The sequence below is a fragment of the Pseudomonas deceptionensis genome (genome assembly GCF_900106095.1).
GTDB classification, from domain to species: Bacteria; Pseudomonadota; Gammaproteobacteria; order Pseudomonadales; family Pseudomonadaceae; genus Aquipseudomonas; species Aquipseudomonas deceptionensis.
Genome location: NZ_FNUD01000002.1, coordinates 478,966 through 497,391 on the forward strand (window position 1 = coordinate 478,966; position 18,426 = coordinate 497,391).

Genomic DNA, 18,426 nt, shown 5'->3' on the forward strand with positions numbered 1-18,426 from the left:
AGCGGCTACAGATTTGCGCCAGGGTCGCTGGCGCGTTTCACATCACACTTTTTTGTACAGCTGACTGCCTTCCTGCTTGAAGCGCTCGGCCTGCTCGGCAAGGCCTTTGGCAACCTCCACGTCGATGGCATCGATGCGTTGGTTAGCGGCGTAGATGCGCACTTCCTGGGTGATCTTCATCGAGCAGAATTTCGGCCCGCACATGGAGCAGAAATGCGCGACCTTGGCCGAGTCCTTGGGCAAGGTTTCGTCGTGGTACGAGCGGGCGGTGTCCGGGTCCAGGCCAAGGTTGAACTGGTCTTCCCAACGGAACTCGAACCGTGCCTTGCTCAACGCGTTATCGCGGATTTGCGCACCCGGATGCCCCTTGGCCAAGTCAGCGGCGTGGGCCGCGATTTTGTAGGTGATGATCCCGGTCTTGACGTCATCCTTGTTCGGCAACCCCAAGTGCTCCTTGGGCGTCACGTAGCAGAGCATCGCGCAACCGAACCAGCCGATCATCGCCGCTCCGATGCCCGAGGTGATGTGGTCATAACCCGGTGCAATGTCGGTAGTCAGCGGGCCCAGGGTGTAGAACGGCGCCTCGTCGCAGCACTCCAGCTGCTTGTCCATGTTCTCTTTGATCAACTGCATCGGCACGTGGCCCGGGCCTTCGATCATGCATTGCACATCATGCTTCCAGGCGATCTTGGTCAGCTCGCCGAGGGTTTCCAGCTCGCCGAACTGCGCAGCATCGTTGGCGTCGGCAATCGAACCCGGACGCAGACCATCGCCCAGCGAAAAGCTGACGTCGTAGGCCTTCATGATTTCGCAGATTTCGTCGAAGTGGGTGTAGAGGAAGTTCTCTTTGTGGTGCGCCAGGCACCACTTGGCCATGATCGAGCCGCCGCGGGACACGATCCCGGTCACGCGCTTGGCGGTCAGCGGCACGTAGCGCAACAACACACCCGCGTGGATGGTGAAGTAGTCGACGCCCTGCTCGGCCTGCTCGATCAGCGTGTCGCGGAACAGCTCCCACGTCAGGTCTTCGGCCGCGCCGTTGACCTTTTCCAGGGCCTGATAAATCGGCACGGTACCGATCGGTACGGGCGAGTTGCGGATGATCCACTCACGGGTTTCGTGGATATGCTTGCCGGTGGACAGGTCCATGACCGTGTCCGAACCCCAGCGAATGCCCCAGGTCAGCTTGGCCACTTCTTCTTCAATCGAAGAGCCCAGCGCACTGTTGCCGATGTTGCCGTTGATCTTCACCAGAAAGTTGCGGCCGATGATCATCGGCTCCAGCTCTACGTGGTTGATGTTAGCCGGGATGATGGCGCGACCGCGGGCGATTTCTTCGCGCACGAATTCGGCGGTGATTTCTTTCGGGATGCTGGCACCGAAGCTGTGGCCCGGGTGTTGCTGGTCCAGAAGGCCGGCTGCACGGGCTTCCTGCAACTTCATGTTTTCGCGGATGGCGACGTATTCCATCTCGGCAGTGATGATGCCCTGACGCGCATAGTGCATCTGGGTCACGTTGGCCCCGGCCTTGGCCCGACGCGGGTTTTTCACGTGGGCAAAACGCAGTTTGGTCAGCTCGGCATCGTCCAGGCGCAGTTGCCCGAAGTTCGAGCTCAGGCCCGGCAAGCGCTCGGTGTCGTCACGGTCATTGATCCAGGCCGAACGCACATCGCCCAGGCCTTTGCGCACGTCAATCTGCACGGACGGATCGGTATACGGGCCGGAGGTGTCGTAGATCAATACCGGAGCGTTCACTTCGCCGCCAAAATCGGTCGGCGTGACATCCAGGCTGACTTCACGCATCGGCACCAGAATGTCCGGGCGCGAACCCTGTACGTAGACTTTTTGCGAGCGGGTAAACGGCTTGACCGATTGCTCATCGACCTTGGCCGAATCACTGAGGTTGATCGCGTTTTTTGGTTTTGTACTCATCACGGCTCTCCAGACTGCATCCAGGCGGATTGTCGGAGGGAGAACCTGAAAAATGTACGGATGCACCCAAGGACTGGGTGCTGAGTGACGGCCTCGAACGACTGATCATTTTTTGACCAATCGATCCCGGACAGCACTCAAGAGGACTCGCCGGGAGACGAGAAATCTTGTTCCCTACGCAGGCGTTAACCTGATCAGGTTCAACGGGATCCGAAATTATTCGATCTCAGCCTCATAGCAAGGCACCCCGACAAGAACGCGCCCAGTCTAGTGAAGAGTGAGTCAGAACGCCAACCCCGTAATACGTAGCGTGATGAAAGGTGCCATAAGAGCATTGTTGCAAGGTGCCACCACTACTACACTCGCTACGTCTTGAAACCACGAGCGCCGCACCTGAGCCTCGGGCCTTTATTTTTCGCATTATTGAACTAGGGATCGCTCATGCTGCGCAAACTCTCACTGGCTATCGCCGTGTCTTGGGCGACCAGCGCAATGGCTCTGGATACCCCTGCCCCGTTATCCAACCAGAACGGCCTGGTCAGCGTGTACAAGGAAGCCGTCGACAACAACGCCGATCTGGCCGCCGCCCGCGCCGATTACGCGGCCCGCAAGGAAGTCGTGCCCCAGGCCCGCGCCGGCTTGCTGCCCAACCTGTCGGGGGGCGCCGAGTCGAGCAATGTGCGCACAGCCATCGACCAGCCCGCACTGACCACCACCCGCAGTGCAGTGGTTTACCAGGCAACCCTGGCCCAGCCGATTTTCCGCATTGATCGCTGGTTCCAGCTGAAAGCAGCCGAGTCGGTCAACGAGCAGGCAGCCCTGCAACTCTCGGCCACCGAGCAAAACCTGATACTGCAATCCGCCAATTCGTATTTCTCGGTGCTGCGCGCCCAGGACACACTGGCCGCGACCAAGGCTGAAGAAGCCGCGTTCAAGCGCCAGCTGGATCAGTCCCGCGAACGCTTTGACGTGGGCCTCTCGGACAAGACCGACGTGCTGCAATCCCAGGCCAGCTACGACACGGCCCGCGCCAACCGGCTGCTGGCGCAGCGTCAGGTAGAGGACGCATTTGAATCGTTGATCACCCTGACCAATCGCCAGTACAACTCGATTGAAGGCATGCGCCACACCCTGCCGATCCTGCCGCCGACGCCAAACGACGCCAAGGCCTGGGTCGACACTGCCGCGCAGCAGAACTTGAATTTGCTGGCCAGTAACTTCGCGGTGGACGCGGCCGAAGAAACCCTCAAGCAGCGCAAAGCCGGCCATGCACCGACCCTGGATGCCGTGGCGCAGTACAAAACAGGCGATAACGACGCCTTCGGCCTGAGCAACCCCAACGCCCTGAACCAGCGCTATGGCGGTGACGTGTCGCAACGCAGCATCGGCATACAGCTCAACATCCCGATCTACAGCGGCGGGCTGACCAGTTCGCAAGTGCGCGAGTCGTACTCACGCCTGGACCAGACCGAACAACAGCGTGAGCAGTTGCGCCGTCAGGTCGTGGAAAACACCCGCAACCTGCACCGCGCGGTCAACACCGATGTCGAGCAGGTGAAGGCACGCAAACAGTCAATCATCTCTAACCAGAGCGCCCTGGAAGCGACCGAAATCGGCTATCAGGTCGGGACGCGCAACATCGTCGACGTACTCGATGCCCAGCGCCAGCTGTACACCTCGGTGCGCGACTACAACAACAGCCGGTACGACTACATCCTCGATAACCTGAGGCTCAAGCAGGCGGCGGGCACACTGAACCCGGGCGATCTGGAGGCGCTGTCGCGTTACCTCAAAGCCGACTACAACCCGGATAAAGACTTCCTGCCACCGGACCTGGCCCAGGCGGCTGAAGCCAATCTGCGTTCGCCGGGCAATTGATGCACTCAGGCTGTGGTCTTTGCATCAACAAGATCGCAGCCTGAGTTACATGACGGCTCAGAACAGGTACAGATAGCGGGCAATCCATTATCAACGTACATCCCGGCCAGCCCGGATTAGCGTGACAACAAGCGCCCCAACCCATCCAGCAAACGCTGCAAGGCGCCCTGATTGAGCTGCATCACTTTGAGGCCCGCCTCAGCCATGCGCTGCGCGTCTTGCGGCAACTCAAACAAGCGCTGCACTGCGACTGCCAGACCTTGAGCATCATCAACCTCTTCCAGGGCTGCTGCGTCGCGCAGCTTGGCCGCAATTTCGAGGAAGTTGAACAGATGCGGCCCGCTCAGCACGGGCTTGGCCAGCGCCGCCGGTTCCAGCAGGTTATGCCCGCCATTGGGCACCAGGCTGCCGCCGACAAAGGCGCTGTCTGCCAAGGCATACAAAAACAGCAACTCGCCCATGGTGTCGCCCAGCAACACTTGGGTTTGAGCTTCAACCGGCTCGCCACTTGAGCGGCGCACGGTGGCAAAACCTTCGCGCTGGCACAACTCGAATACCGAGTTGAAACGCTCGGGATGACGCGGTACCAGAATCAACAGCGCATCCGGATGGCTGCCCAGCAACTGGCGATGGGCTGCCAGTACTACCTCGTCTTCGCCCTCGTGAGTGCTGGCTGCGATCCATACCGGACGCTCTTGCGCCTGCCATTGCTCACGCAGCTCACTGGCGTTGATCAGCAGCTGAGGATCGATCGTCAGGTCGAATTTGATTGAGCCGGTGACCTCAACGCACTCAGGGCGTGCGCCCAACTGGCGAAAGCGCTCGGCTTCGGTTTCGGTCTGGGCTGCAATCAGGCTCATTTCCTGAAGCATCGGCCGGGTCAGCCTGGCAAACCGCGCATAGCCTTTGGCAGAACGGGCCGACAACCGCGCATTGGCCAACGCCACCGGGATACCGCGCTTGGCGCACTGGTGGATGTGGTTGGGCCACAACTCGGTTTCCATGATGATCGCCAGTTTTGGCTGCACACGGTTCAGAAAACGCGCGGCGGCCCACGGCAAGTCATACGGCAAGTAGCAATGCTGAATGCGTGGTTCGTCGGCGAACAGGGCCTGAATCCGCTGCGAACCGGTGGGTGTCATGCAGGTCACAGTGATCGGCAACTGTGGATAACGCTTGAGCAGCTCGCGAATCATGGGCGCGGCGGCAATGCTCTCGCCCACCGACACCGCATGCACCCAGATGCCACCCGGCTGCAGGGCCGGCAGGTTCAGGGCGAAGCGTTCACCAATGCGCTGGGCATAAGCCGGCGCCTTGCGTGCCCGCAGCCACAAGCGAATCGCAACCAGCGGCAGCCCCAGATGAAACAGCAAGGTGTAGAGAGTTCTATTCATGGTCGCGGAGTTTACTTGAAAATCTGTTCACGATGATGGCACTGCATCGCCTGGACGCTGTCGAGATACCTGCTGCGCTTGTCGCAATCAAAACGCACTACACACTTTCACAAACACTAGAATGCCTTGCTGGTAAATTGCTCCGCCTCACACTCAGGATTCCACCATGAACGCTTACTACTACTTGGCCATTGCCATTTGCGCCGAAGTGATTGCCACCGTCTCGATGAAAGCGATCAAGGGATTCAGCACACCATTGCCACTGATTCTGGTAATTGCCGGCTATGCCACCGCATTCTGGATGCTGACGCTGGTGGTCCGCACGATCCCGGTGGGGGTGGCCTACGCCGTGTGGGCAGGCATGGGCATCGTGATGGTGAGCATCGCAGCACTGTTTATCTACGGGCAAAAGCTCGATGTGCCCGCAATGATGGGCATGGGCCTGATCGTGTTGGGTGTGGTGGTGATTCAGCTGTTTTCCAAGACCGCGGGGCACTAAACCCATCACCCGAAGGCTCTGGCAAAGGCAGGTTGGACATGAGGCTGTATACTCCCAGCCTTGTCTTTAAACGCTGAGGTCGCCCATGCCATCTGTTATTTCCACCGACGTGCTGATTGTCGGCGCTGGTGTTGCCGGCCTCTGGCTCAACGCCCGCCTTCGCCGCCAGGGGTTTTCCACGGTTGTGGTCGAGCGCGAAAGCCTGGGCGGCGGTCAAAGTGTGAAATCCCAGGGGATCATTCACGGCGGCGCCAAATACGCACTGCACGGCGCACTGACCGGCGCCTCTGAAGCCATTGCCGACATGCCGCGACGCTGGCGCGAAGCCCTGGCCGGTGACGGCGAGCTGGATTTGCGCGGCGTACGCCTGCTGTCCGAAGCCCACTACCTGTGGTCCCCCGGCACACTGGCGGGCAATCTCACCAGCTTTTTCGCCAGCAAGGCCGTACGCGGCCGGGTTGATCAGGTCAAGGGCGACCAGTTGCCACCAGCCCTGCAAGACCCGCGCTTCAAGGGCAAGGTCTATCGCCTGGCCGAACTGGTGGTCGATGTCCCCAGCCTGATCGAGCGTCTGGCCGAACTGGCAGGCGATGGATTGCTGGCCGGCCAGACCATTGAACCCCTGTTTGCAAACGATGAGCTGATCGGCCTGCGGGTCGACGGGCGAGATATTCATGCCCAGCGCATTGTGTTCAGCGCCGGTGCCGGCAATGCCGAGCTTCTGGCCAGTGTCGGCATCAGCGTGCCGGCCCAGCAGTTACGTCCGCTGCACATGGTGCTGGTCAAGGGCCCAACCCTGAAGCCGCTGTATGCCCACTGCCTGGGTGGCGGCCCCAAGCCGCGCATCACCGTGACCACCCACCCTGCGGCCAATGGTGAATGGGTGTGGTATGTGGGCGGTGATATCGCCGAAGCCGAAGGCGTTGCCCGCGAACCTGCGGAGCAAATCGCCGTGGCGAAAAAAGAGCTGGGCAATCTGCTGCCGTGGGTCGATCTGAGCCAGGCCCAGTGGGCCACGTTGCGTGTCAACCGCGCCGAGCCAGCGCAATCGGGGCTGGTGCGCCCGGACAACGCCTTCCTCGCCGATCAAGGCCGTTTGATGGTCGGCTGGCCTACCAAGCTGGCACTGGCACCCGACTTCTCGGACCGCGTGCTGCAAGCACTGGAGCAAGACGGCATCAAGCCCGCCAATGCCCCGGCCCTGCCCCCGCTGCCGCGCCCGCCGCTGGGGAAAACCGCCTGGGAGCAACTGCTGCCATGAGCCAGCCGACCCTGCACACCCTTCATCGCCCGCTGGGCAGTACCGGCCTGATGGTTTCGCCACTGGGGCTGGGCACCGTAAAACTGGGGCGCGACCAAGGGGTTAAGTACCCCAACGGTTTTCAGATCCCGGATGACGACGAAGCGCGGATGCTGCTCAAGCTCAGCCGCGACCTGGGCATCAACCTGATAGACACCGCACCCGCCTACGGGCGCAGCGAAGAGCGCCTGGGCCCGCTATTGCGAGGCCAGCGTCAGGACTGGGTGATTGTGAGCAAGGTCGGCGAAGAGTTCGTCAACGGCGTGTCGCACCACGACTTCAGCGCCGCCCATACACGGCGCTCGGTGGAGCGCAGCCTGCAACGTTTGGAAACGGATTTCATCGATCTGGTGCTGGTGCACTCTGACGGCAATGACCTTGCGATTCTCAACGAATGCGAGGTCTACGAGACCCTGGCTGACCTGAAGCGCGAAGGTAAGATTCGCGGCTTCGGGCTGTCAGGCAAAACCGTTGAAGGCGGGCTCAAAGCCCTTGAAACCGGCGACTGTGCGATGGTCACCTACAACTTGAATGAGCAGGCAGAGAAACCCGTACTCGATTATGCCGCCGCGCACGGCAAGGCGATCCTGGTTAAAAAAGCCCTGGCCAGCGGGCATGTTTGCCTGAGCCCGGGCGTTGATCCGGTACGCGCCAGCTTCGAACTGGTGTTTGGCCATCACGGGGTTGCCAGTGCTATTGTCGGCACCATCAATCCGCTGCACTTGGCCCATAACGTGGCAACTGTTGCGCAGGTGCTGCGCAATCTCTAAAGCCGCCGATGCGGCCGACCCCGACGCAAGAAGGAGCCGACATGCCGCGTACGCTGATCCGCAAGAACCCCAGCGACTTCAAATCCCTGCCTTTGTTTGTCGAAGCCACGCCTGAAGGCTTGAGCTACCAAAGTGTGGGGATGCCCCTGAACTTTGCACAAACCCTGCAAAAGCGCCGCCCCGTAAAGGTTGCCGACAATGAGCGCTTTTCGCTGGAGTTGGCCAACCTCGGGGTATCGGTTCGCCTGACTATGCATTGGCAGGGCCGCGACTACTGGGTGCTGGTTCGCCAGCGCCGTCAGGATCGGGGGGATGTGGTGCTCAAGCTGATCTCGGGCTACGTACCGGCCCACGAAGTCAGTCTGCCCCTGCATACGGCCATCCAGGAGATTGCAGAAGAGTGTTTGCTGGAAACCCCTGAAGGCTGGCTAAGCGGACGCTTCAACGAGACGTGGCTGCCGGCACCTTACGCGGGCGCGCTGCATTACCGAGAATCCCTGCCCTTTCGCCTGACGCCCTTATCGGGCGCTGCGCGCCCCGTGCGCTGCGGCAGCCAGCCCTTGCAGGAGCGGCCACGCACCTATGTGCATTTACCGACAGCGTCGCTGCAACTGATTTACGACCTGCGCCTGGAAGTCCCCAAAGAAGCCAAATCCCTGAGCATGTTTCATGTCGACGAACGGCTGGAGGGCGACCAACTGGTTGCCCGCCTCGATCGCAAGCGTCCGGACCTGTACTTGATTCCGCTCACCGATGGCCAGCCCTGTGCCGAGCTGTACACCCTGAGCAAAGATCGGCTGCAACAGGCCAGTACCCGGGGCGTGCGCTTGGCTGAAAGTTTTGCACCGCAGGAAGGTTGGGTAGTTCGCGACGAACGGATCAGTTGGAAGGACTGGGTCAAGCAACAGGGCTTGAGCCCGCCGGCCAAGGAGTCAAGGCTCAAGCGCCTGACCGGCAAGGCACGGCAGATATTCAGCAAGGTGGTGAAGCAGAGTTCCTAGCCCTGTGCCTCTCCCAAGGGAGAGGCACAGGAAAGGCAATTACTGGCCGCGGATTTTCTCGACGATGGCCGTGGTCGAGCTGTTTTCAACCAGCCCCAACACTTTCACCGTACCGCCATAGGCCGCCACGATATCGGCACCCACCACTTGGTCGATGCCGTAGTCGCCACCTTTGACCAGTACATCCGGCTTGACCTGGGCCAGCAGGTTTTCCGGGGTGGCTTCAGGGAAGCTGATTACCCAGTCCACAGCTCCCAGGCCCGCCAGTACAGCCATGCGCCGGTCAACGCTGTTGATCGGGCGACCCGGGCCTTTCAAGCGGCTCACTGAAGCGTCATCGTTGACCGCAACGATCAGACGATCGCCCTGGGCCCGTGCCTGTTCCAGATAGGTCACATGCCCGGCATGCAGGATGTCGAAGCAGCCATTGGTGAACACGATTTTTTCGTTGTGGGCCCGTGCATCCTCGATGGCCAGCAACAGCTGATCGAGGCTCAGGACGCCCCGCTCCGAACCTTCCGAGCGTTGAATCGCCCGGCGCAGTTCCGGCGCACTGATGGCCGCCGTGCCCAGCTTGCCGACCACAATACCGGCCGCCAGATTGGCCAGCGCCACGGCGTGGGGCAGTTCTTCACCGGCGGCGATGGCCGCTGCCAGGGTAGAGATCACGGTATCGCCAGCGCCTGTAACGTCAAACACTTCACGGGCACGGGCTGGCAAGTGCATGGCCGCATGGCCAGGGCGCAACAGGGTCATGCCGTGCTCGCCACGGGTGACCAGCAAGGCGCCCAGGTCCAGGTCAGCCATCAGCTTGGCGCCTTTGGCCACCAGGTCGGCTTCATCGACGCAACCGCCGACGATGGTTTCGAACTCGCTGAGATTTGGCGTGATCAGGCTTGCACCACGGTAGATCGAGAAGTCCTTGCCCTTGGGGTCGGCCAACACCGGAATGCCTCTGGCACGTGCGGCCTGGATCAGCACCTGATGGTTTTTCAAGGCGCCTTTGCCGTAGTCGGACAGCACCAACACCTTGATGCCTTCAAGCAGGTTTTCTACCTCGGCACCCAACGCCAGTGCGTCGGTGGCAAAGGGTTCTTCAAAATCGATACGCAGCAGTTGCTGGTGACGGCTCATGACCCGCAGCTTGACGATGGTCGGCTGGTGCGCGATGCGCTGGAACATTGCACGTACACCGGCGCCCTTAAGGCTGTTGGCCAGGCTGTCGGCGGCTTCATCGTCGCCGGTCACACCTACCAGTGAAGCAGGAGCACCCAATGCAGCAATGTTGAGCGCAACGTTGGCAGCACCGCCTGGACGGTCTTCGATTTGCTCGACCTTGACCACCGGCACCGGCGCCTCAGGGGAAATCCGTGAGGTCCCGCCATGCCAATAACGGTCGAGCATGACATCGCCTACCACCAAGACAGGGGCTTGATCGAATCGCGGCATGGACAACTTCATGGAGAACCCACATACAAAATGAACAGGGGCGCGATATTAACACAGGGTGAACGCTGGTCAGTTCACCTGTTAATCGCAGCGAATGAGAATCAGACGTGGGCTACAAACCCCGGTCGACCTTACACATAACTGTGGGAGCTGGCGGCCAGCTCCCACAAGTATGGACGACGTTCTGCTAGGCGATATCGCCAGTGACCTCAGGGGCATCAAGGCCCATCGAGTGCAGGCGGGCGTAGTAGCCGTTTTGCGCCATCAACTGGCCATGTGTGCCACGCTCGACAATCTGGCCCTGATCCATGACCAGGATCAAATCGGCTTTCTCGATGGTCGTCAGGCGGTGAGCAATCACCAGCGTGGTGCGACCTTCCATGACGTGATCCAGTGCCGCCTGGATATGGCGCTCGGATTCAGTATCCAGAGCCGAGGTGGCTTCATCGAGAATCAGCAGCGGCGCATTCTTGAGCAACGCCCGGGCAATTGCCAGACGCTGGCGCTGGCCGCCTGAAAGCAGCACGCCGTTTTCGCCGACCTGGGTGTCGAGGCCCTGTGGCAATTGCTCGATGAAGTCCATCGCGTAGGCATCACGCGCAGCTTTTTCAATATCGGCACGCGGTGCACCTGCCAGATCGCCATAGGCAATGTTGTTGGCCACGGTGTCGCTGAACAGGGTCACATGCTGGGTCACTTGCGCGATATGGCGGCGCAGGTTGACCAAGCGGTACTGCTCGATATCCACCCCATCGAGCAGGATTTCGCCCGAGTTGTGGTGATAGAAGCGCGGAATCAGATTTGCCAGGGTCGACTTGCCGCTGCCGGAACGGCCAACCAGCGCCACCATCTGCCCGGGCTCGACCGAGAAGGTCACGTCCTTGAGCACCTGACGGTCAGTGTCCGGGTAGGTGAAGTTCAGGTTGCGCACATCAAGACGACCGCTGACGTGGTCACGTTCAACGGTACCGGTGTCGACCTCAGGCGCTTCGTCCAGTTGCTCGAAGATGCTTTCAGCACCCGCCACACCCTTCTGAATGGTCGAGCTGACTTCGGACAACTGCCGAATCGGCTTGGGCAACAGGCCCGCCAGAGTGATGTAGGCAATCATGTCACCCGCCGACGCGTCGCCGCGCAGGTACAGCACCAGGAACATCAGGATGCCCATGGCGATGTAGATCACCAGTTGCAGCATCGGTGTGTAAATCGCCCCGGTGCGGGTCATGCGCAGTTGCTTGTCGGTGTTGCTCTGGCTGGCTTCCAGGAAGCGCTTCTGCTCGTAGGGCTCGCCGCCGAAGCTGCGTACCACGCGATAACCCTGGATGGTTTCGGACGCCACGTGGGTGACATCGCCCATCGCCACTTGGATTTTCTTGCTCTGCTTGCGAAATTTCTTGCTGGCCGTGCTCACCATGATCGCGATCAGCGGCAGGATTGCAATCATCACCAGCGTCAGGCGCCAGTTCATCCACAGCAACGAGGCGAAGAGGAAGATAACCGTCATGCCTTCACGGATAACGACCTTGATTGCATCGGTGGCAGCACCGGTCACCATCGTCACGTTGAAGGTGATGCGCGAGATCAGATGGCCCGAGTTGTGCTTGTCAAAATAGCGGTTGGGCAGTACCAGCAAGTTGTTGAACAACTGCACCCGCAGGTCATGCACCAGCCCCAGAGAGACCTTGGCCAGGAAGTAGTTGCCCAGGAACGAGCCCAGGCCTTGCCATGCCGCGATCAATACAATGAGTATCGGAACAGCCTGGAGCAGGCGCAAATCACGCAGATAGGGGACGCTGGGGAACAACACCGCATCCGGGTTGGACAGGCCATCGACGAAATACTTGAGGATGTAACCAAGCATTGGCTGGGTCGAAGCGAAAATAAGGAACCCGAGAATACTTAGCAGGAACAGGCCGATGTAAGGCCTGACATAGCTGAGCAGGCGCAGATATATTTTCAAGCTCGAGTCGCTTGAGCTGGGGCTGGATTCGGTCATATCACGCGGCGGTTAGTCAAAAAGGATGCTGACTTTATCACAGCTTCTCTGGTGTACTGCCTGCCGGTTGAGCAGCGGCTTGACCCAGCCGCAAAAACGACATTACAGGGCCGTTACGCTAGTATGGCCATCCAAAATCTGGAATGAACCTTTCAGCATGCAATTCAGTTACTTAAATTATTCAAAACAGCGGTTGTTTGATTTTATTTGCCTATGGCTGCTTCCTGTCGGCCTGTTATTGCTCTTATCCGACCTTTATTTCCTGCCAGGACGAAGTCTGCATCACAAGCTGTATTACGGTTTATTCAGTATTCCAACCCTGATCGCGATCATCCTGCGACCCAAAGAGCTGAAAGACATACTGCGTGAACCACTGATTCTCGGCTTTATGCTGTTTGCAGGGTGGGCCATGGTCAGCCTGATCTGGAGTACCGTCAGCGACGACGACGGTGTCCTGGGTTCACTCAAGCCCCCGCTACACCTGCTGATGCTGTTCCTGGGGTGCTCGCTGCTGATCAAATACCGCAGCGAAAGCCTGCAACCCGTGTTCTTTGCTGCAGCGATCATTGCCTTGATCGCGACCCTTTATAACCTGTACATGTTCATCCCCAACTACGCTCCGGACGTGCGGATGATCGGCGCTGGCGCATTCGACAACCCGCTGCTCAGCTCCCACGCCTTTGGCTTCTTTTGTATTTACTGGCTCACGCTGGGCATGACCTGCAAGCGCCCGCACATCCTGTTTATTGCAGTCCCTGCCTTTATCATCATGTTCGCCGCACTGCTCGCGACCGGCTCCAGAACCCCTCTCGTCGCTATCGTAATGGCCATGGTCTGGCTCTGCTGTATCTGCTGGAACCGTCGTTCACTGGCGCTATTCAGCATGCTGGTCATAGGGGGCATCGTAGTCATGGCGCTGTTCTCCGAGATGATCTTGAGCCGCGGCAGTTCGTTTCGCTTTGAATTGTGGCAAATGGCACTGAACCTGATCGAACAACACCCGTGGATCGGTTATGGGCTCGAGGCGCCTCTGACCCTGCAGTTGCCAGGCTTCGATACCGCGCTGTTCGAGCCGCATAACTTCGCCCTGGGCGTGCTCTATTACGTCGGCATTCTGGGTTTTGTGCCCTGGTTGTTCATGCAGGTATGGGCGCTGTGCAGCAGCTGGCGCCATCGTGTGCAGCCGTTGTTTATCCTGGCTTCGACCTGGCTGGTGTACGGCATTGGCGCGGGCCTGACCGAAGGCGGCGGGATACTTCCTCGCCCGAAAGAGCATTGGTACTTGCTGTGGATTCCTCTGGCCCTGATTGCGGCACTGAGCATCAACCGGCGCCTCAAGACCCTGCGCGACAGGCCGGTTCGCCGCTTGTCCGCCGCAGCGTTCAAGACCCTTGAAGCCCATGCCCAGATCATTGAAGAAGACGGCCTGGGGCCAAAAGTCCTGCGCCTTGAAAACGGTAACTTCCTCAAGTTGTTCCGCGAGCGCCGCTGCTATACCTCAGGCAGCTTCAACCCCTACTCGGAACGCTTTGCTGTCAACAGCGAGCGCCTGCAAGCGATGGGCATTCCAGCGCCAAGGATTCTGGACCTGTACCAATTGGCCAACGGCAGCACGGCCGTCTTGTACCAGCCGTTGCCTGGCCAGACCCTGCGTCAGGTCATGCAGTCGATGGGTTCACCTGCCGTGCGCCAGGCATTGGTTGAGCGCTTCGGGAAGTTCCTGGCGCTCCTGCATGACAAGGGCGTTTACTTCCGCTCGCTGCACTTGGGCAATGTGTTGCTGATGGACGATGGCGAGTTCGCGCTGATCGATATCGCCGACCTGCATATTTACCCGTCGCCGCTGCGGATTGCCCTGCGCCAAAGAAACTTGCGGCATATGCAACGCTACCCTGAGGACCGCCGCTGGCTGTTTGAAGAGCAACTGCCCGAACTGTTGCAGGGTTACGCAACACTGGCCTCGGCGCCTGCCGTGCAAAGCCTGCGTAAACAGGTTGCCACTCTCGCTCAGGTTTCGCGAACGTGAGCCTTGGGAGCAACAACGTCCTGTGGGCCGTGATGGCTTATGCCTTGGCAATCATCACCTCAGCGTTGTTGCTCCGCTTCTCCCCCACGATACAGCGCACGCTCAAACACCCGGCACAGAGCCGATACGCCAGCGTAGATGGCTTGCGCGGGTATCTGGCATTCGGGGTGTTTATTCACCACATGGCCATTACCTGGACCTTTCTTCATACCGGGGCATTCAACATGCCCGAGAGCAAGTTCTACGCTCAGATCGGTCTGGCCAGTGTGGCCCTGTTCTTTATGATCACCGGGTTTCTGTTTTGGGGGCGCCTGCTCAAACAAGGGCGCCAGTTCGACTGGCAGGCCTTCGCCGTGTCTCGCGTGTTCCGGCTCTACCCGCTGTATCTGCCGCTGATGCTGCTGGTGATTGTCAGCGTGTTCTCTATCCAGGGCTGGACGCTCAAGGACACCCCGCTGGAAGTGGCCTCACAGATACTGGCCTGGCTGCTTTTCGAACGCCCTGACATTAACCAGTACCCGCAAACCGGCGGGCTGATCGCCAATGTCACCTGGACGCTGGGCTACGAAGTGTTCTTCTACATGGCGTTGCCACTGTTCGCGATGGTGTTCCTTTACCGAAGCAACTGGCGGCAGGTCGCTCTATGCCTGCTGGGCATCTATACGCTGTACCAGTTGGTGGGCTGGGAGCACTCGCTGAAAAAGCACATCCTGATGAGCTTTCTCGGCGGTGTGGCGGCGGCATACTGGGTTCGCAAGCCTGCGTTGGTGGCCTGGGGTCAAACGCGCCTGGCGGGGATCATTGCGCTGGTTGTTCTGGTGCTGGTACTGACGCTGTTTCGCAAGAGCTTTGCATTCGCGCCACTGATTTTGCTGACCCTGGTGTTCTCGATTGTGGCCTCGGGTCACACGCTGTTTGGCGCATTGACGCTGCGCAGCATTCGCTGGATGGGCGAAATCAGCTACAGCACCTACCTGCTGCACGGCTTCCTGATCTGGCTGATGATGCAGCGCTTGCCACTGGTGTTGCCGTTCGACGCCAAGGAACCGCTGGTGTTTATGCTGCTGGCAGCCCTCAGCAGTTGCCTGTTGATTGCTATCAGCAGCCTTACCTTCATGTACATCGAAAAGCCCGGCATCGAGGCCGGCAAGCGAACCGTAAACTGGTTACGCCAGCGCACCCCCGCAAAATCCCTTGCAGGGAATGAAGCGGACTAGTCTTTTTCCAGCGGTGAAAAATACAACCGCCCCAGGCCACGCCAGGTTTTACCCGTCCACCGCTTGAACGGAATCTGGGCCAACAGCTCACGGGCCAGTGCGCGGTTGCGATTGGCAGTTTTCAGGAACATGGAGTTGAGGAACTTGTAGCGTACCTCGTCATACAAGGGGTGATCGCTGAACTGTGCATAAATGCGCAGAATGCTGTCGATCATGAAGCGATGATTCTTGTACGAATTGGTGGCGTGCTTGCGATAGCGCGCCATCACTACGTTCAGACCGTCGATAAAGTACCCGGCATGGGTAATCTTCAACTCGATATACAAGTCCTCAAGGCGAATGCTCGGATCAAAGCCCCCGACCTTGTCCAGCGCTTCACGGCGAATCATCAGGGTAGGCGCAGGCGGATACGGCTTGCGCTCAAGGAACATGTCATCGAAGTCCAGCCGCCGAAACGGCACATCACGACGCTGACGCTTCTCCGGGAACAGGTTGCCTTCGGCATCGATCAACTCGATGTTACCCGCGCAAATACCCACCTCGGGCTTGCCGTCCATGTAGGCCACCTGCACCGCAATACGATCCGGCATCATGATGTCATCGGAGCCGAACGGCACAATCAGACTGCCCTTGGCCCGCGCAATCGCACCATTGAGCGTGTTGGTCAGGCCTTGGTTCTGCTGTACCCGGAAGTCAAAACCATGCACCGCCTGCAGGCGCTGGATACGCTCAACACTATCATCGGGCGAGCCATCGTCGATCACCAGCAATTCAATATTGGGGTAGGTCTGGCCCAGAACACTCAGAATGCTCTGCTCGATATAAGGCCCATGGTTGTAGGAGGCGATGATCACCGTCACCAGGGGTTGTGAATCTGTCATGGGTGTTCCTTACGTGCCTGACTCAAACCCGAGTCGATCAAATCCAGATACTCCTGACGGAACACCTCAATGTCGTGGTGCTCCTGCAGGTAGCGATAAGCCTGCTCGCCTTTGGCCTGGAGCGCTTCATCCGACAAGGCCAGGTATTCGTCCAGCGCGGCGGTCAGCGTTGCCACGTCGCTGGGTTTCACGGCCAGGCCACCGGCGCCTTCAATCAGCGGCAGCATGGCCGGCACATTGGTGGCGATCACCGGCAAGTGCCCGCTCATGCCTTCAAGCAAGGCCAGCCCCAGGCCTTCGGCCAGCGAGGGCATGGTCCAGATATCGAAGGCTCGCACGTACTGCAGGGCGTTCTCCTGAAAGCCCAGCAGGTGCGCTCGGCCATCAAGGCCCAACTGCCCGATCTGCTCGCGCAGGCGCGACTCTTCACGCCCGGCACCAATGATTGCCAGCTGCGCATTGGGGTATTTGTCTTTCAGTGCGGCGAAGGCTTGCAGCAAAAAGCGATGGCCCTTGATCGGCACCAAACGCCCCAGCGCACCAATCATCCGCGCACCCTGATCCAGGCCGAGCTTTTCACGGGCCTGCTGACGGGGCAGTTGCAAGGCTTCGGCTTGCTCGATGTCGATGGCATTGGTGATAGCGTAGGTATTTTGGTCCGTGAAGCCGCACTGGCAGTCGAGCAAGTACTGTTTGACCGCAGGGGACACTCCGACAAAGCGCCAAGCCTTGTCGATCAGGCGCTTGGCCTGGCTGCGCCGATAAAAGCGGTCGTACTCGCCAAAGCCGTGGGAGATCCCCACACACAGCGGGATTTTCAGCCAGCGATTGAGCTGCAGCATCATGTTCACCGGCTTGAACCGGTTGCAAATCACCACATCGAACTGCTCTTTACGGCAAAACTTGTACAACGCCCACATGGCGCGCAGGCGCATGCCTTTGAGCGACTTGTCACTGAACTCGAAATACACCGAATGATCGGCTTTGCTCACCGGCTCACCCGGGCCTGGCCGACCCCGTAAAAAGGCCGCCGTAATCTCGTAACGCTCACTGGGCAGCGCCCGCACAATCTGCTCGGCCAGGTCGGCAAAGTCATGGGATTTGACGTTGTAATCTGGCTGCAGCTGCAGAACTTTAGAACGCTTCATAGCTCTCCCCGGTGAAATCCGGTGGCATCAATAACCCAGGCGGGTTCACCAGCCAAGCGTTGGACGGCGACAGGGTCGGGCGTCGGCAAGACTGACCATTCATTACGCTTCCAGCACACAAAGTGAAAATAGGGGAAGGTGTGATCGCCATCGCGATCGTTCGTCAACGTGCCCTGGTTCCAGAACCACTGGCTGGGGAAGTTATCGCTGCCGTCGCGCCACTTGATGCAACCACCCGGCGTGCTGAACGCCTCGGTGAAGTCGCTGGTACGACGCAACGGGTTGAACTTGCCCACCCACTTGAACAGCGGCTCGGGAAAGTTCTTGCGCCACAAGAAAATCCGGCTGAAAGCCCCTTCATCCAGCGCATGATGCTGCTCGTCGGTAAAACGCTGCTGCCAGTTTTCGATCTTCATGAACAGCTCACGCTTGCAGCGCGTATTGCGCATCAGGCACAGGTGCCCCGCTACACGCCGTTCATGGGTCGAAAACAAGTCAAAGCGCGCCAGACGCTCAGCCGTGAAATAGCTGCGCAGGTCGCCATAGACCAGATCAATGTCACCGAACGCCCAGAAGTCATAGCCTTGCAGGCTGTCTTCATGGATATGGCCCAGGGCGGGCTTGATATCGCACAGCTTGTAGGCCCCTTTAGGCGCGAAGTCGATGTTCAGGCGCCCGGAAACCTTGCGGCAGTAATCCTCGAAACTAATGGCTTGAACAGTCACGTTGGCCGGCAGGTTTTCAGGGACCCCACAATCACTGAACAGCAGCCAGTCAATATCTGGATTGTGCCGGCAACTTTCCAGGAAAAACGGCATCCAGAACGGCCACTGACCGAAATAAGGAATGACGAAAATAATACGTGGTATTGGTTTTATCACGTGAAACTCAATGTATTGGTCGAGAAGCAGGACAACTCTGTGCCCCTGATTGTT

14 protein-coding genes and 1 riboswitch are annotated in these 18,426 nt (G+C 59.3%); of the genes, 7 read left to right on the forward strand and 7 right to left on the reverse strand.

What is annotated here, in order from left to right; all coding sequences use genetic code 11:
• Positions 1-42: 42 nt before the first annotated feature.
• Positions 43-1,932 carry a phosphomethylpyrimidine synthase ThiC gene (gene thiC, locus BLW11_RS02045; RefSeq protein ID WP_048360355.1) on the reverse strand — a complete coding sequence of 630 codons (1,890 nt, stop codon included), beginning with the start codon at positions 1,930-1,932 and terminating at the stop codon, positions 43-45.
• 154 nt (positions 1,933-2,086) lie between these two features.
• A riboswitch (TPP riboswitch) is annotated at positions 2,087-2,192 on the reverse strand.
• Between the two features lie 181 nt (positions 2,193-2,373).
• Here thiC and BLW11_RS02050 point away from each other — a divergent pair.
• Positions 2,374-3,810 carry a TolC family outer membrane protein gene (locus tag BLW11_RS02050; RefSeq protein ID WP_048360356.1) on the forward strand — a complete coding sequence of 479 codons (1,437 nt, stop codon included), beginning with the start codon at positions 2,374-2,376 and terminating at the stop codon, positions 3,808-3,810.
• 116 nt (positions 3,811-3,926) lie between these two features.
• Here the strand turns inward: BLW11_RS02050 and waaA are convergent, their stop codons facing one another.
• The gene (gene waaA / locus BLW11_RS02055; RefSeq protein ID WP_048360357.1) at positions 3,927-5,204 is read right to left on the reverse strand and encodes a lipid IV(A) 3-deoxy-D-manno-octulosonic acid transferase; all 1,278 of its coding nucleotides are present in this window, start codon (positions 5,202-5,204) and stop codon (positions 3,927-3,929) included.
• Positions 5,205-5,370: 166 nt separating this feature from the next.
• Here waaA and BLW11_RS02060 point away from each other — a divergent pair, with 166 nt between their 5' ends.
• From BLW11_RS02060 to BLW11_RS02075, 4 genes are all read left to right on the forward strand, one after another.
• Positions 5,371-5,703 (forward strand): DMT family transporter, encoded by a 333-nt coding sequence (locus BLW11_RS02060; protein WP_048360358.1) that lies wholly within the window; start codon positions 5,371-5,373, stop codon positions 5,701-5,703.
• Positions 5,704-5,788: 85 nt separating this feature from the next.
• Positions 5,789-6,964 carry an NAD(P)/FAD-dependent oxidoreductase gene (locus tag BLW11_RS02065; RefSeq protein WP_048360359.1) on the forward strand — a complete coding sequence of 392 codons (1,176 nt, stop codon included), beginning with the start codon at positions 5,789-5,791 and terminating at the stop codon, positions 6,962-6,964.
• Positions 6,961-7,773 (forward strand): aldo/keto reductase, encoded by an 813-nt coding sequence (locus BLW11_RS02070; RefSeq protein WP_048360360.1) that lies wholly within the window; start codon positions 6,961-6,963, stop codon positions 7,771-7,773. The genes BLW11_RS02065 and BLW11_RS02070 overlap by 4 nt, the downstream gene beginning before the upstream one ends.
• Positions 7,774-7,814: 41 nt before the next feature.
• Positions 7,815-8,774 (forward strand): hypothetical protein, encoded by a 960-nt coding sequence (locus tag BLW11_RS02075; RefSeq protein ID WP_048360361.1) that lies wholly within the window; start codon positions 7,815-7,817, stop codon positions 8,772-8,774.
• 39 nt (positions 8,775-8,813) lie between these two features.
• Here the strand turns inward: BLW11_RS02075 and hldE are convergent, their stop codons facing one another.
• Both hldE and msbA read right to left on the reverse strand, forming a co-directional pair.
• A complete protein-coding gene (hldE, locus tag BLW11_RS02080) occupies positions 8,814-10,235 on the reverse strand; it encodes a bifunctional D-glycero-beta-D-manno-heptose-7-phosphate kinase/D-glycero-beta-D-manno-heptose 1-phosphate adenylyltransferase HldE (protein ID WP_048360362.1) in 1,422 nt (473 codons plus the stop codon).
• A gap of 175 nt (positions 10,236-10,410) precedes the next feature.
• Positions 10,411-12,219: a lipid A export permease/ATP-binding protein MsbA gene (gene msbA, locus BLW11_RS02085; RefSeq protein WP_048360363.1), complete on the reverse strand. Its 1,809-nt coding sequence runs from the start codon at positions 12,217-12,219 to the stop codon at positions 10,411-10,413.
• 157 nt (positions 12,220-12,376) lie between these two features.
• Here msbA and BLW11_RS02090 point away from each other — a divergent pair, with 157 nt between their 5' ends.
• Both BLW11_RS02090 and BLW11_RS02095 read left to right on the forward strand, forming a co-directional pair.
• Positions 12,377-14,245: a bifunctional O-antigen ligase/aminoglycoside phosphotransferase family protein gene (locus tag BLW11_RS02090; protein WP_048360364.1), complete on the forward strand. Its 1,869-nt coding sequence runs from the start codon at positions 12,377-12,379 to the stop codon at positions 14,243-14,245.
• Between the two features lie 32 nt (positions 14,246-14,277).
• Positions 14,278-15,462 carry an acyltransferase family protein gene (locus BLW11_RS02095; RefSeq protein WP_193790189.1) on the forward strand — a complete coding sequence of 395 codons (1,185 nt, stop codon included), beginning with the start codon at positions 14,278-14,280 and terminating at the stop codon, positions 15,460-15,462.
• Here BLW11_RS02095 and BLW11_RS02100 read toward each other — a convergent pair.
• The 3 genes from BLW11_RS02100 to BLW11_RS02110 are packed head-to-tail and all read right to left on the reverse strand — an operon-like array spanning position 15,459 to position 18,372.
• Positions 15,459-16,343, reverse strand: coding sequence for a glycosyltransferase (locus BLW11_RS02100; protein ID WP_048360366.1), 885 nt, complete (start codon positions 16,341-16,343; stop codon positions 15,459-15,461). The genes BLW11_RS02095 and BLW11_RS02100 overlap by 4 nt on opposite strands.
• Complete coding sequence (locus BLW11_RS02105; RefSeq protein ID WP_048360367.1) at positions 16,340-17,491, reverse strand: glycosyltransferase family 4 protein; 1,152 nt, start codon at positions 17,489-17,491, stop codon at positions 16,340-16,342. Before BLW11_RS02105 ends, BLW11_RS02100 begins: the two co-directional genes overlap by 4 nt.
• The gene (locus BLW11_RS02110) at positions 17,488-18,372 is read right to left on the reverse strand and encodes a DUF6625 family protein (protein ID WP_193790185.1); all 885 of its coding nucleotides are present in this window, start codon (positions 18,370-18,372) and stop codon (positions 17,488-17,490) included. Before BLW11_RS02110 ends, BLW11_RS02105 begins: the two co-directional genes overlap by 4 nt.
• Positions 18,373-18,426 lie beyond the last annotated feature (54 nt).